Below are 14,136 nucleotides of genomic sequence, written 5' to 3'. Positions count from 1 at the left end.
TCTATGATTATTATAGGAGGAAAAGAAAGTGTCTAAAATTATAGCTTCAGCTGGAATAAGAGGCGCATACAATATAATTGACAGGGCTGACAAGAAAGTCAAAGAAGCGATAGATAAATTTGGGCCTAACCAGGAAGTCGCCTTCCCAAATACCGGTTATTACCTTCCAATTATTTATGGTATATCAGGACAGAAGGTTGAAAAACTGACCGATATGGAAACAACAATTAAAGTATGTCGTTCATTACTGCCTCCTTTGGTAAAGGAAAAGCATCATCTACCCTATCTTGGGCCAGCGCTTGATGCTGGTATGGCCACTGCCTTTGCCGAAGAGTTGATTGAGGCGATAAAATATATTGAGGACCCAAATATTTATGTACAGGGTGAGGACGTTACAGATAGCAATATCTGGTTGGGCGCTGCAGATGATATCATTATGAGAAAGAGGGGAGTTGAGTTTGTAGATGGTACAGCCCCCGGTTTTGCCGCAATGCTCGGAGCCCCAGAAGACCCTAAGGTTGCCGCAAAGATTGCATTAGAGTTACAAGAGAAAAATCTTTATGTTTTCATGGCTGCTGACACAGATGGCAGAACAATGTCACAACAGCTTGTAGATGAGGGAGTTCAGATCGGATGGGGCACTAGGCTCGTTTCATTTGGTCCTGAAGTAAGCGCTGCGGTATTTGCCGTAGGCTTTGCTACCAGGGCTGCGATGTCCTTTGGTGGAATCGATCCAGGTGATTACAGAAAAATTCTTATATATAACAAGGATAGAATATTTGCCTTTGCAATCACCTTTGGGTATGTCAGTGATGAATGGTATGCAAATGGTTTAGCTTGTGTTAATTATGGTTTTCCTGTTATCGCTGATACTCCAATCCCAGAGATACTACCTACGGGTGTCTGTACTTACGAGCATGTCGTTTCAAACATTCCGCATGATGAGATTGTTCAAAAATCTATAGAGGTTAGGGGACTAAAGGTGACAGTATCTAAGGTCCCTGTGCCTGTTTCATATGGTCCTGCATTTGAGGGCGAGCGTGTAAGAGGTGATGATATCTATTTAGAAGCTGGTGGTGGAAGGACTACAGCTGTTGAATTGGTTACCTCCGCTGATTTGAACGAGGTAACAGATGGCAAGATAGAGGTTATAGGTCCTGATGTTAAGGATATCGAACCTGGTACAAAGCTGCCTTTAGCTATATATGTTCAGGTTGCAGGTAGAGAGATGCAGGATGACTTTGAGCCCATTCTTGAGAGACAGATCCATCATCTTATAAATTATGCTCAGGGAATAATGCATATTGGGCAGAGGGATATAGCTTGGATACGCGTTAGCAAGCAGGCAGTTGAAAAGGGATTTACACTATCCAATATTGGGGATATTTTACATGCAAAACTCCATCAGGATTTTGGTACAATTTTTGATAAGGTTCAAATTACACTATATACTGAACAGGACAAAGTGGACGAGATTCTTAAAAAGGCCAGGGCAATATATAAAAAGAGGGATGACCGAATAGCAGGGATGACGGATGAAGATACAGATCCCTTTTACTCTTGTACACTATGTCAGTCCTTTGCTCCCAATCACGTATGCATAGTAACACCGGAAAGAACCGGTCTCTGTGGCGCATATAATTGGCTTGATTGCAAGGCATCCTATGAGATAAATCCTACAGGACCCAACCAGCCAGTATACAAGGAAGAGGCGATTGATGAAGTACATGGCACTTGGAAGGGGACAGATGCCTTTGTTTCAAAGGCATCACGCGGCAACGTAACCACTGTGGATGCATATAGCATTATGAGAAATCCAATGACTTCCTGTGGATGTTTTGAGTGCATTGCAGCTCTCCTACCTACTTGTAATGGAATCATGACTGTAGACAGGGATACATCAGGGGAGACGCCATGCGGCATGAAATTTACAACGCTTGCTGGAACAGTAGGTGGTGGAAATGTAACCCCCGGTTTTCTGGGACATAGTAAATATTACATCACAAGTAAAAAGTTTATATCTGCTGAGGGTGGATTGAAACGCCTCGTATGGTTACCAAAGGCATTGAAGGAGGAAATAAAGGAGCGTTTTGATGCACGAGCTAAAGAGATAGGTATACCCGATCTTCTAGATAAGATAGCAGATGAAACAGTAGCGACAACAGAGGAAGAGGTGCTGGTCTATATTACTGAGAAGGGACATCCTGCTTTAGAGATGGATTCTATTCTGTAGCTGGCAATTGATTCTTCATTATTAAATTACGGCGCACTTCCTGAATATTATCATGATGTGCATTGTAAATTTTAATGAAATTTCTGATAGATATAATGAATTATTTTTATTAAAGGAGATAAAAAATGGGACTTACGGGTGTAGAAATCTATAAAATGTTACCGCAGACAAATTGCAAAGATTGTGGTGTTCCCACATGCCTCGCTTTTGCTATGAAGCTGGCAGCGGGACAGGCAGAGCTCGATTCATGTCCTCATGTCTCAGATGAAGCAAAAGAGAAACTATCTTCAGCATCTGCCCCGCCGGTATTGCCTGTTACAATCGGTTCTGGAGACAATGCTTTTAAAACCGGGGGAGAGACAGTCCTCTTTAGACATGAAAAGACATTTGTCAATCCTACAGGGATTGCGGTTTTAATTACAGACAAGATGAGTGATGGTGACATTGAGAAAAGATTGAAAAGTTTTAATGATCTCAAATATGAGAGAGTAGGTTTAATATTAAAGTCAGATATGATAGCTATTAAATCTGAGAGTGGAGATGCATCAGCATTTGAACAGCTTGTGAATAAGGTTAAGGGGGCAGTCGATTGTGGCTTGATATTGATGAGCGATAAAGTGGATGTGCTTTCTACCGGTGTTAAGGCTGCTGCGGATAGGCGTCCGCTTCTTTATGCTGCGACAAAAGAAAATGTTGAGGAAGTAGGTAATCTGGCAAAGGAGAACAAATGCTCGGTTGCTGTAAAGGGAAGCAGCATTGATGAAGTCATAGAGCTGACAAACAAGCTTTCCGATATGGGACTAAAGGAGATAGTTATTGATTCAGGATCCAGGAAGATGAAGAAGGCCTTTGAAGATCAGATCATCATTAGACGAGCTGCAATAAAGAATACCTTTAGACCTCTAGGATTTCCAACTATCACCTTTCCCTGTGATATGACTGATGATTTTATGGAAGAGACTTTAATAGCATCTACATTTATTGCAAAATATAGCGGGATAGTAGTACTCTCCGATCTTGAAGGATTTAGTCTATTCCCTCTCTTAGTTGAGAGGATGAATATATATACAGATCCTCAAAGGCCAATGGCTACTGAGCAAGGCATCTATGAGATAAATAATCCTGATGAAAAATCACCTGTTCTCATTACAACCAATTTTTCACTCACATATTTTATCGTTTCTGGTGAGATTGAGGGAAGCAGGGTTCCCACTTGGCTACTTGTAATGGATACAGAAGGACTATCAGTACTCACAGCCTGGGCAGCAGGAAAATTTGTAGCAGACGCTATTGGTCCATTTGTAAAGAAGAGTGGAATTGTGGATAAGATTTCCAATAAAACACTTATAATACCAGGTTATTCCGCCTCTATTAGCGGCGAATTGGAAGAGGAGTTATCTGATTGGAAGATCACAATTGGCCCAAGAGAGGCGGCTCACATTCCAGCATTCTTAAAAGAATACTCAGCATAGATAAAAGGAGGAATAAAGGAATGTCTTTTATACGCATAGGAGAAAATCTAAATGTAATGTCAAAGGTTCTTGGACCAGCAATGAAGGAGAGAAACGCTCGCCCTATACAGGAGATGGTTGAAAAGGAGGTTGAGGCAGGAGTTGATTATATTGATGTGAATATTGGACCTGCTAGAAAGGGTGGAGATGAGATGATGGAATGGCTTGTTAACACGATCCAGGAGGTTACAACTGATATACCGTTAGCCTTAGATACAACGAATATGGCTGCGACTGAGGCTGGATTAAAAGTATGCAAAATTCCAGCATTGATAAATTCTGTTTCAATTCAAACATCACGATTTGAATCTGGACTCAAACTAGCTAAACAATACAATGCTGATCTCATTGCCCTATTATGGAGCGATGATGGAATGCCTAGAGATGCTAATGAGAGGGCTATGCATATTGTTGATTTTGTACAGAAAGCAACTGAGTTGGATATACCAATTGAAAAATTATGGGTTGACCCTATTGTTTCTCCCATATCTGTAGAAATAAATCAGGTAAAGGCCTGTGTGGAATGCATGGGCATGCTGAAGGATATTGCCCCTGGAGCAAAGTCAACTGTTGGATTGTCCAATGTCTCCAACGGAGTTCCCGACGAGTTGCGTCCTTGGTTAAATATACCATATCTGATAATGCTTATGAAGAATGGTCTTCATTCAGCTATTGTTGATGCTTTTGATGATGATCTTAATAGTGTTGTTAATGGTGAGAGGGAGAATCTTACCAAACTGGTTCACAGCATAATGGATGGAGAGAAGGTGGACATGAATACCCTTTCTGAAGATGAGGTCAAATATGCAAAGAGCGTAAAGGTTTTGATGGGCGAATCACTATTCTCTGACTCTTGGCTTGAGGTTTAATATTTTAATGAATAATTGTTTACAATATGAATTTATCAAAGTTAAGAAATTCTTTTAATGAAAGAGAATAATAAGCATCAATTAATTCAAAAACGATATTTACATGTTGAATGAGTAAATACAAGCCCCCTTTAAGGGGGCTTGTATTTTATATAGCCTAATTTAACATTGTTACAACAAGATATTTATTTGAGAGTCAATTATTTATTGACCTATTATTGTTAAACAGTTTATTATTATTATGAGTTTGTAAATAAGGATATATGTAAAATGAAAATAGCGATTACAGGGAAGGGTGGAGTAGGGAAAACCAGCCTATCAGCTTTACTTATCAATCATTTAGCAGAAAAGGGAAAGAGGGTGATTGCGGTTGATGCGGATCCAGATACAAATTTAGCATCTGCGCTAGGCTTTTCCGATGCAGAAGATATTGTTCCAATTTCTGAGATGAGTTCCCTTATAGAGGAAAGAACTGGAGCCAAACCTGGTTCATCCGGTTCATTCTTTAAGCTCAATCCAAAAGTTGATGATCTTCCCGAAAAATTATCTAAGGTAAAGAATAATATTCGCTTAATGGTGATGGGTACTGTTAAAAAGGGTGGGAGTGGGTGTGTATGCCCTGAGAGCGTTCTATTAAAAAACCTCATCAATCATCTCGTGCTGCATAGAGATGATGTCGTGATAATGGATATGGAGGCCGGGATTGAACACCTTGGCAGGGGTACATCTTCTGTTGTAGATGCTCTGATTGTTGTGGTTGAACCTGGTATGAGAAGCATAGAGACATCCAATAAGATTAAGGCTTTATCAACTGATCTAGGAATTAATCGCATGGCCATTGTAGGGAATAAAATTCGGAAGAAGAGTGATGAGGATTTTATCAAGGAGAATATTAAGGGGATTGATATTATAGGATTTATTCCTTTTGATGATAATTTAATAGAATCTGACATGAAAGGAATTCCAGCTTCATCCTACTTTTCTGAAAATATTGAAATCATTATACAAAAGATTATTTATCCTAATACTGAAGATCAATAATTTGCCTTATTAATTTTATTACTATGGGATATAAATTAAGTTATATGTTTTACATACAATGTATAATTATCAGGGCAAGAATGGGAGATTATGAGTAATGGATTCTGAATATGCCAAAACTCAGGTTATTCTATTAGAGTTAAGGATATCAGATGTAATGCGCAAGGATGTTATAACCCTGCATCCAAATGATAAAATGAGTCATTTACGTGAGACACTCAAAAGCTATCGCATATCAGGCGTACCGATTATTGATGGAGATGAACTTGTTGGAATAATCAGTATTGAAGACCTGATTCGGTGGTTAAGCGATGGTGGTGGTGACTATGCTGTTAGCGATAAGATGACGAGAAATCCTGATTGCTTTTTTGCAGATCAACCCTTAATGCAGGTAATGAGACTTTTTGATGAATTAGGCTATGGCAGATTCCCGGTTCTTGACAGAAAGAGCAAGCGCATGGTAGGAATTTTAACTAAGGGTGATATCATTGAAGGTGTAATGAGAAAACTGGAACATGAGTATAAGGAAGAGGAGATTCGACAATACAGAGCGAGTCATATCTTTGAGGATATTATTGCTGATTATAAGGAAATTAATCTTATCTATCGTGTTATTGGACAAGATTTCGAAAGAGCTGGTTTAGCTTCTACCAGCATGAAAAGGAATTTCAAACGCCTAGGCATCAGGCCAGATATTATTCATAGATTAGCCATTGCCTCATATGAGGCAGAAATGAATGTAGTTATTTATACAAATGGCGGAATTATGGAATACAGGGTGACACCTGATGAAATCTATTTAAAGATTGAGGATCAAGGTCCAGGGATTGAGGACATTGATAAAGCCCTTGAGCCGGGTTATTCTACTGCTGCTGACTGGATAAGAGAACTCGGATTTGGCGCTGGAATGGGGCTTTGTAACATCAAAAAGAATGCTGATAAGATGGAAATCAATTCGATACCAGGTGTGGGTACCACTCTGATAATTAGAATACTAACCGAGGATTCCAATGAAATTGAGTCAAATAGCTAAAGATCTCGAATTTGAGATTAGGACTGCAGCTGATTACCTGGATGTTGATGTAACGAGGGGCTACTCAAGCGATTTGTTGAGTGATGTAATAGCCAATGCCAATGAGGGTGATCTATGGGTAACATTACAGACACATCAGAATATTGTTGCAGTAGCTGTAATGAAATCCCTTGCTGCTATAGTATTAGTCAATGGAAGAGAGCCAGAAGAGGGAACTAAGACAAAAGCAGAGGATGAGAATATCCCTATTATGATTACCAAGATGTCGACCTTTGAATTGATAGGAAGATTATTTAATATGGGAATTGTTGGTCGATAGTGTGAAATGAAATAATAATCTAATATTGTAGCATTTCCATTGATAAGAGTGGAAAGAGGGAAGACATCAAAGTGTTGCGTGTATTTAATGCAGATCTACATATACATACCTGCCTCTCGCCTTGCGCTAGCCTTGACATGACGCCACAGAAGATTATCCGTGAGGCTGTTCGTAAGAAATTATCAATAATTGCCATAACAGACCATAATAGCGCTGAGAACGTGGAAGCTGTGATAAGGGCAGCCCGGTATGCTGATCTAACTGATCTACTTGTGATTCCTGGAATGGAAGTTACAACCTCTGAGGAAGCGCATATTATCGCACTCTTCACATCGGTAGATAATGCTGTATCAATGCAGGAGATTGTCTTTGATCACCTGCTCCCTGGTGAAAATGATGAGGATTTATTTGGATTACAGGTCATTGCAAATGAGCACGACGAGGTTGAGGGATTAAATGATAGGTTGCTAATTGGCGCAACTACAATGAGCGTTGATGAGGTCATTGAAACAATACATAAATTACAGGGTCTGGCAGTGGCCGCACATATTGATCGTGAAAGTTATAGCCTCATTGGTCAACTGGGCTTTATACCAGAGAATTTGGAGCTTGATGGGATTGAGGTTTCGAGAAGATTGACCATTGACAAGGCGAAATTTCAATTTAGGGAATACACTAAATTTCCATTTGTTATCTCATCCGATGCTCACAATTTAAATGAGATCGGAGTCTGTATAACCTCTATAATTCTTGAAAAACTATGTATGAATGAGTTTAGAATGGCCTTAGAGGGCAGGGGAGGGCGTCAGGTTTTAAGTGAGCCTAAGGAGGGACAAGGTTTATTTTGATATGGAAGATCTTTCTCTACACATACTAGACATCGTTGAAAATTCTCTCTCAGCCGGGGCAACACTCGTTGAAATTATCATTTGTGTTGATACTAAAAACGATCAGCTTATGATCACAATCAGAGATAACGGCAAGGGTATGGATAAAAATATGTTGAATAATGTGCGCGATCCATTCATCACAACGCGCACAACGAGGAGAGTAGGTTTAGGGATATCCTTGCTGGAACAATCTGCACTTGAAGCAGATGGAGATATTGTCATTTCATCTGAGTTAGGCAAGGGCACTGAGATAATTGCGACTTTCAAGAATAGCCATATTGACCGCAGACCCCTTGGCGACATTGGGTCTACAATTATTTTACTGATTCATGGAAACCCAGATATAGATTTTATATATGAGACCAATTATGATGGCGTTGAAATGAAACTCGATACCAGAGAGATCAAAGCAGAACTTGAAGGAGTCAGCATCACTACCCCAGCGGTATTAAAATTGATAAGGGATTTATTTGAAGAAATGCCTGTATTTTAGTAGATCGAATCTATTATGCCTTTGAATTATATTGCAGAGGTATAGCGAATCTCTTTGTTTTCAGAATCTTCATAGAATTTTACATTCTCTAATTTCTCATCAATTAGTCTTACCTGTTTTTTTATTTTAATTAGGGTACCAGGATAAACCTCATTCTTTATTACAACAATGGGTTCTCTTTCGAATTTTAGCTTTCCCTCTATTTCATTGTATTGTTCTGATAACTCCTTGAGTTCTTTGTTGCGTATGGTAAGATCAGATAGTAGGCTTAAGCAAGCCTTTTTCTTTATTGGCGGAAGTATAGAAATAAAATCCTTAGGGTTATGAAACAACTCCTCTCCATAGCTGGTTCTTATCTTTTCTGTAATCTCCTCAATCTCACTCTTTAAAGGATCAATTCTCTCTTTTATTTTCATAAGATCTCTATCGATATATAGGCTTCGCCCCACAGCGAGGATAGTCTTGTTTTCCTTAGGAACACCTGAGACATTTACGATGATCTCATGTAAAGCTAATGCTTCTCCCCCAATGATCTTTCCATGCTTATGGGTTAATTCTATTTTATCGTTTGAAAAGATATAGCTATTGATAATTGAATCCTCTACCTCAATGTCACCCGCTTCAATAGTGGAATTCAATATAAATTTTGATTTCACCCTGCCCATTGCTCTAACAATGGTTGATCCTTTGCCAGAGATGCCAGAATTAACTATAACATCACCCCCAGCTTCAACAGTGGCATCATCAATATTATTCTCTACTTTGATGTCTCCCTTTGCCTTGACTGAAAAACCTGGTAGGATTGAATCAAAAATATGTACTGATCCATTGAAATCGATATTTCCTGTTTCATAGTCAACATTCCCCTTGACAGTAGCTACAGGAGATACTGAAACCTTATTCCCAATTATCTCTAGACATCCATCTATAGCTGATACATAAATTAACTCATCGGCAGATTGAATGATATTCTTCGCTCTTATGTACCCTTCCTTATTTTCAATAATTGCCTTTGCGGTCTCTCCATAAATATTGTATCCGTCCACAGGTTCTACTGGTGGTATCTTTTGTAATATCTTTTCTCCTTTGTGTATGCTAACAATTGAATTCACCTCTCTATAGTCAATACTCCCATCATCCAACATCTTTCCAGCCTTCTTCTTCATCTCTACTATGGGAATGTAATATTCATTATACCCATTGACCGGATCTTTCCCTGCAGCTACTACTAATCGATTGATCCTTGTAGAGTTAATATCAATTTTTTCCATTTGATCCATTATTGACTTTTCATCTAGAGAAGCAAGAATGCGATTCTTGGATAAAACCTCACAAATCTCTTGATAGGTCGGTATCTTTTGAAACTTTGTAGGATAAATTAAATAGTAGGCCTTAAGCTTATCCTTTGTAATCTGTAAAGTAGAGTGTAATACAATTTGTGAACTATTCCTGTTAAAGACAACAAAACCATACTGAGACGCCCTGTAAACCGAGGATATTTCATCAAAAATAATTCCATTGGCCGCTTTTATGGAGATAAAGTTCTCAATGTTATAGTAGTTATAGCCATCATCCAAATGAAGAACAACATCATCAGATGAATCAACATTGACAACCTTAGCGATAATTTCATTCTTGGCTACAAAATTATTGGGTGATGAGATTACTATAGACTTGTTTCCATCCTCATCAGTTTTTTCAACCAAGATTTTAGTTACCTTTGGATCAAAATAGAATATGATTAATTTCAATTTTGCACATTCCTATACTTTTATAATAAAAGAGGGCATAATAATAGTCTCTCGATCTTATTTTCATTATTATAAACAGGAGGAACAAAATAAATGACAGTTTGTATTAATTATACATGAAGATTTGATATTAGCAAGTGAAAATAATAGTATAATAGAGGACTAAAGGTAAATGAATCAATTCAGTGAAATCTAAGGGATTTATGTTATAATTTGAAAGTGATAATTGGGGATTGAAATCTTGTATAAGTAACGCTTTTCATTCCAAAAAGATTAAGCGTATATATTTAAGCATAATAGTAGTTTGCTATAACTTTGATCTTGCAGAAGTAGATCCTAAATGATTCCCTTCTCAATCATCAACTCAGCGATTTGGATTGTATTCAACGCAGCGCCCTTCCTTATATTATCTGATACTATCCACATGTTGATACCATTAGGAATTGAGTCATCCCTTCTGATTCTACCTACATAGACATCATCCTTGCCTGCAGCGTCGACAGCTAGGGGGTAATGATCATGGGCTGGATCATCAATGATCGAAATACCCTTTGTGTTGCTCAACAGCTCTTTGGCATATTCAGGTTCCAATCTTCTTTCAGTCTCAATGTTTACCGATTCGGAATGACAATAATATACAGGTACCCTTACTGTGGTTGCAGTAATTTTTATAGAGTCATCTCCCAAAATCTTTTTTGTTTCATCTACCATCTTCATCTCTTCTTTTGTATAACCATTCGGCATAAAAACATCAATGAAGGGTAGGGCATTAAAGGCAATCTGATGAGGGTAAACTGACTTCCGTGGTTCTTTGCCTTCAAGGATGTCTTTAGTCTGTTTAGTTAATTCATCAATAGCTTTAACGCCAGTACCGGATACAGCCTGATAGGTGCTTACTACCACTCTCTTAATCTTCACTGCATCATGGATTGGTTTAAGGGGCAAAACCATCTGAATTGTGGAGCAATTCGGATTCGCAATAATACCCTTATGCCATTTAATATCATCTGGGTTGACTTCTGGGACAACCAAGGGTACATCAGGTTCCATCCTCCAGGCTGAACTATTATCCACAACAACACAACCTGAGTCAGCAGCATTTCTCGCTATCTGCTTACTTATTGTTGCCCCAGCGGAGAATAGCCCAATATCAAATCCCTTGAATGAGTCATCTTTGACAGGTTCTACCTCAACCTTTCTATTGCCAAAATCAATCGCTTTCCCTACTGATGATGAGCCAAGGAAGCGGATATTGTTAATTGGAAATTTTCTCTCAATCAATATCTTTCTAAACTCAATGCCTACAGCCCCTGTAGCACCTAGAATAACGACATTATATTTTTTCATGAGTTCACCTACTTCTTTCAACTGTATCTGATTAAATATGGTATAATTATAACCTCATCTCAACCTATTCATCATTGTTTATATTAGAATGAGTTCAGAAATAAAACCACTGATATACACAAAAAAAGTCAAGCACTTATTATTTTATGCTTCTATGATTGTGACGGATCATAACTCATCCATTAAAGATAAAGGATATTTTATCCGATTTAATACACATGGGGAAGAAAATATACATCATATCAACTATTACCATTTTTGTATTGATAGTTACAATAGCTATATATAATAGCCTGGTTTCAGGTAATCCTAATGAATTGAAAATTTTTTATCCAAAAGAGGAGATTGAAAGGGTTGAAAACTCTATAATAATTGATGGATTACATAAGACTAATGAATCATCAAATAATGGGGATAAGGTTGACATTCAAATAGGCTCAATAATCTATGATAACACATTTGATGACAGCTTTATTGATCAAGATGAAGAAGAAAAATATAATCAGAAAAAGCAAATTAAAAAGGATCGTAATTATAGAAGAGTTAAAAAATGTAAAATTGATAAAGGAAAAGACCTGATTGAACAATTAAGGAAAAAGGATAAAAAATGGCATCTGACATCTCATAAAATAAAGAATGATGAGAATCTTTGGTCGATATCGAGGAAATATAAAACTGATCACAGGTTAATAATCAGGGTTAACAATATTAAGGATGCTAATAGAATAATTGCAGGCAAAAACCTTCTTATACCCAATAAAAATTGTCTCAAATATAGAGTAAAGAAGGGTGATTATTTACTTAAAATATCAAAAAAATACAAGGTAGATGTTCAAAAGATAATAAATACTAATAAAATCAAAAATAATATAATAAAGATCGGCCAAACCATCTTTATACCGGATGCTGTTCAACCAATTTTATTAAGCAATAAAAATAGGAGATCAGAAAGATACTTAAATAAGCGACGAGCCAAACCAAAAAAATTTTATTGGCCAATAAATGGAAGAATTACTTCAGCATTTGGCAAAAGGATGGATCCCATAACCAAGAAAAAAAGATTTCATTGCGGTATAGATATTAGAGCGCCAATTGGCACACCAGTAAGGGCTTCTGCAATGGGAAAGGTTATATTCAGTGGGTGGAAGAATAAATATGGTAGGGTTATTGTTGTGAGACACGATAATAATTATATTACAGTATATGCACATAATAAAAAGAATATTGTAAAAACCAATGATAAAGTATATAAGGGGGAAACAATTGCATTTTCCGGTGCATCCGGGGCCGTAACCGGACCTCATCTACATTTTGAAATAAGGAAATATCTTACACCACTCAATCCTCTGAGGTTTCTTAGATAAAATGGTTTCATATAAATGGCTGCTTGTAACTCTATCTTCATTATTGGCATTGCGCTTAATTAACATCAATACATCCTACGCTGCCGCTTTAATTGACAAAGGCAATAATCGTAAATTAAAAATATTTTACACTAAAGATGATATTCGAGGATGGAATTCTGTTCTTATCGGAAAGGTAATAATGATTGGCACTAGTTTGAAATCAAAAGAAAAGATGCCCCAGAGTAAAATACATGAGAATACTAGAGCAACAGTAAGGCTTTACTCTTCCGAAGGAATAAAGATAAACGATATTTTGTACATTATTAACGAAAAAAATCTTATTATCGCTAGAATAACAGTTTTATCTATATTTTATAGCAAAACCTTTGGTTTCCTTTTGGTTGGAGATGGGAATCTAATTCTTGCGAATATTGGAGATAGAGTCGTCCATAGACGTGAAGCAGATTATTCTAAATACGCTTTTGCACACAATGCCAGGGGTGATTATTATTCAGATATTGGACAAACTGGAAAAGCCATTAGTCATTATAATAAAACATTGAAACATGACAGCGGTAATCCGGAAGCTCATCTTTCACTAGGGTATATCTATCTTAATAACAATATGTTAAATTTTGCTTATAAAGAATTTCATGAGGCCTATAGGTGGATAGGCAGATTATACGACAATGAGGACAAATATTTATTGCTAAAGGGATTGGTGGAGACTAGATATAAAGAGGTTTATTACCAAAGTCTTCCAAAAGAGATAAGACTAAACTATATAAATGATGGAATTAAATATTCTAAGGAGGCATTAAGAATATATCCCAATTCCAAGGAGGTTAACCTGTATCTTGGGATGTTTTATTATAAGAATCCTGAACCCAATGATATTGATGCCAAGAATCAATTTCTTAAGGTAATTGATCTCGATCCCAATAACATTGATGCATATATTGCCCTGGCGGAATTGTATTATAAGCATAGAAACAACAAAAAGGCTAGGCAATATGCAGAACAGGCATTAAGAATTGACCCTCTTAATAAAAGAGCTAAGTTTATCATAAGCATCTCAGAATAATTAATTATAACAAGCTCAAAGTGATTTCAGAAACAATGATAGTATTAGTGTAATGAGTGGGTAAGACAGTGGCTTTCGCCACCGCTTGATATTCGTTCTTTGATACAAATGAGTAAAGTGAGACAAGTCCTTTTTTTTGAAAGAATCTGTTAGGGATTCTCAAGTTGTCTTTGACCGAAATACGCTTTTTCTTCATGCACCGAAGTCTCCGACGAATCA

Annotated in this window: 12 protein-coding genes; 10 read left to right on the top strand and 2 right to left on the bottom strand. The window is 37.3% G+C overall.

The genetic code is table 11. The features are described from left to right. Positions 1-28: 28 nt before the first annotated feature. The 8 genes from acsB (at position 29) to SVZ03_05460 (ending at position 8,389) form a co-directional block, all read left to right on the top strand. The gene (gene acsB, locus SVZ03_05495) at positions 29-2,233 is read left to right on the top strand and encodes an acetyl-CoA decarbonylase/synthase complex subunit alpha/beta (GenBank protein MDY6933664.1); all 2,205 of its coding nucleotides are present in this window, start codon (positions 29-31) and stop codon (positions 2,231-2,233) included. A 125-nt stretch (positions 2,234-2,358) separates the two neighbouring features. Further along, positions 2,359-3,705, top strand: coding sequence for an acetyl-CoA decarbonylase/synthase complex subunit gamma (acsC, locus tag SVZ03_05490; GenBank protein ID MDY6933663.1), 1,347 nt, complete (start codon positions 2,359-2,361; stop codon positions 3,703-3,705). Continuing rightward, positions 3,636-4,613 (top strand): dihydropteroate synthase, encoded by a 978-nt coding sequence (locus SVZ03_05485; protein ID MDY6933662.1) that lies wholly within the window; start codon positions 3,636-3,638, stop codon positions 4,611-4,613. Before acsC ends, SVZ03_05485 begins: the two co-directional genes overlap by 70 nt. A gap of 270 nt (positions 4,614-4,883) precedes the next feature. Then, positions 4,884-5,654, top strand: a complete 771-nt coding sequence (locus SVZ03_05480; GenBank protein ID MDY6933661.1) for a carbon monoxide dehydrogenase accessory protein CooC — start codon at positions 4,884-4,886, stop codon at positions 5,652-5,654. A gap of 97 nt (positions 5,655-5,751) precedes the next feature. Then, positions 5,752-6,687: a CBS domain-containing protein gene (locus tag SVZ03_05475; GenBank protein MDY6933660.1), complete on the top strand. Its 936-nt coding sequence runs from the start codon at positions 5,752-5,754 to the stop codon at positions 6,685-6,687. Then, entirely contained in the window at positions 6,665-7,006 is a 342-nt protein-coding gene (locus tag SVZ03_05470) for a DRTGG domain-containing protein (protein MDY6933659.1), read from the top strand. The genes SVZ03_05475 and SVZ03_05470 overlap by 23 nt, the downstream gene beginning before the upstream one ends. A gap of 71 nt (positions 7,007-7,077) precedes the next feature. Beyond that, entirely contained in the window at positions 7,078-7,854 is a 777-nt protein-coding gene (locus tag SVZ03_05465) for a PHP domain-containing protein (protein MDY6933658.1), read from the top strand. Continuing rightward, positions 7,823-8,389 carry an ATP-binding protein gene (locus tag SVZ03_05460; GenBank protein ID MDY6933657.1) on the top strand — a complete coding sequence of 189 codons (567 nt, stop codon included), beginning with the start codon at positions 7,823-7,825 and terminating at the stop codon, positions 8,387-8,389. Before SVZ03_05465 ends, SVZ03_05460 begins: the two co-directional genes overlap by 32 nt. Positions 8,390-8,415: 26 nt before the next feature. On the opposite strand, the gene SVZ03_05455 is transcribed toward SVZ03_05460, so the two are convergent. Together SVZ03_05455 and SVZ03_05450 are read right to left on the bottom strand one after the other, a co-directional pair. Then, positions 8,416-10,140 (bottom strand): FapA family protein, encoded by a 1,725-nt coding sequence (locus SVZ03_05455; GenBank protein ID MDY6933656.1) that lies wholly within the window; start codon positions 10,138-10,140, stop codon positions 8,416-8,418. A 336-nt stretch (positions 10,141-10,476) separates the two neighbouring features. Beyond that, complete coding sequence (locus tag SVZ03_05450; GenBank protein MDY6933655.1) at positions 10,477-11,487, bottom strand: aspartate-semialdehyde dehydrogenase; 1,011 nt, start codon at positions 11,485-11,487, stop codon at positions 10,477-10,479. A gap of 218 nt (positions 11,488-11,705) precedes the next feature. Here SVZ03_05450 and SVZ03_05445 point away from each other — a divergent pair, with 218 nt between their 5' ends. Then, on the top strand, positions 11,706-12,851 hold the full coding sequence (locus tag SVZ03_05445; protein MDY6933654.1) for a peptidoglycan DD-metalloendopeptidase family protein: 1,146 nt from the start codon (positions 11,706-11,708) through the stop codon (positions 12,849-12,851). 1 nt (position 12,852) lies between these two features. Then, positions 12,853-13,917 (top strand): tetratricopeptide repeat protein, encoded by a 1,065-nt coding sequence (locus tag SVZ03_05440; protein MDY6933653.1) that lies wholly within the window; start codon positions 12,853-12,855, stop codon positions 13,915-13,917. Positions 13,918-14,136: the final 219 nt, after the last annotated feature.

This window comes from Spirochaetota bacterium (assembly GCA_034190085.1).
Lineage (GTDB): Bacteria > Spirochaetota > UBA4802 > UBA4802 > JAFGDQ01 > JAXHTS01.
Note: the sequence above shows the minus strand (reverse complement) of the source record. Positions and strands in the feature narration are given on the sequence as shown.

Excerpts from the sequence above, each read along its gene's own strand:
- acsC (MDY6933663.1), top strand. The coding sequence starts at position 2,359 with ATGGGACTTACGGGTGTAGAAATCTATAAAATGTTACCGCAGACAAAT.
- SVZ03_05480 (MDY6933661.1), top strand. The coding sequence starts at position 4,884 with ATGAAAATAGCGATTACAGGGAAGGGTGGAGTAGGGAAAACCAGCCTA.
- SVZ03_05475 (MDY6933660.1), top strand. The coding sequence starts at position 5,752 with ATGGATTCTGAATATGCCAAAACTCAGGTTATTCTATTAGAGTTAAGG.
- SVZ03_05470 (MDY6933659.1), top strand. The coding sequence starts at position 6,665 with ATGAAATTGAGTCAAATAGCTAAAGATCTCGAATTTGAGATTAGGACT.
- SVZ03_05450 (MDY6933655.1), bottom strand. The coding sequence starts at position 11,487 with ATGAAAAAATATAATGTCGTTATTCTAGGTGCTACAGGGGCTGTAGGC.
- SVZ03_05445 (MDY6933654.1), top strand. The coding sequence starts at position 11,706 with ATGGGGAAGAAAATATACATCATATCAACTATTACCATTTTTGTATTG.
- SVZ03_05440 (MDY6933653.1), top strand. The coding sequence starts at position 12,853 with ATGGTTTCATATAAATGGCTGCTTGTAACTCTATCTTCATTATTGGCA.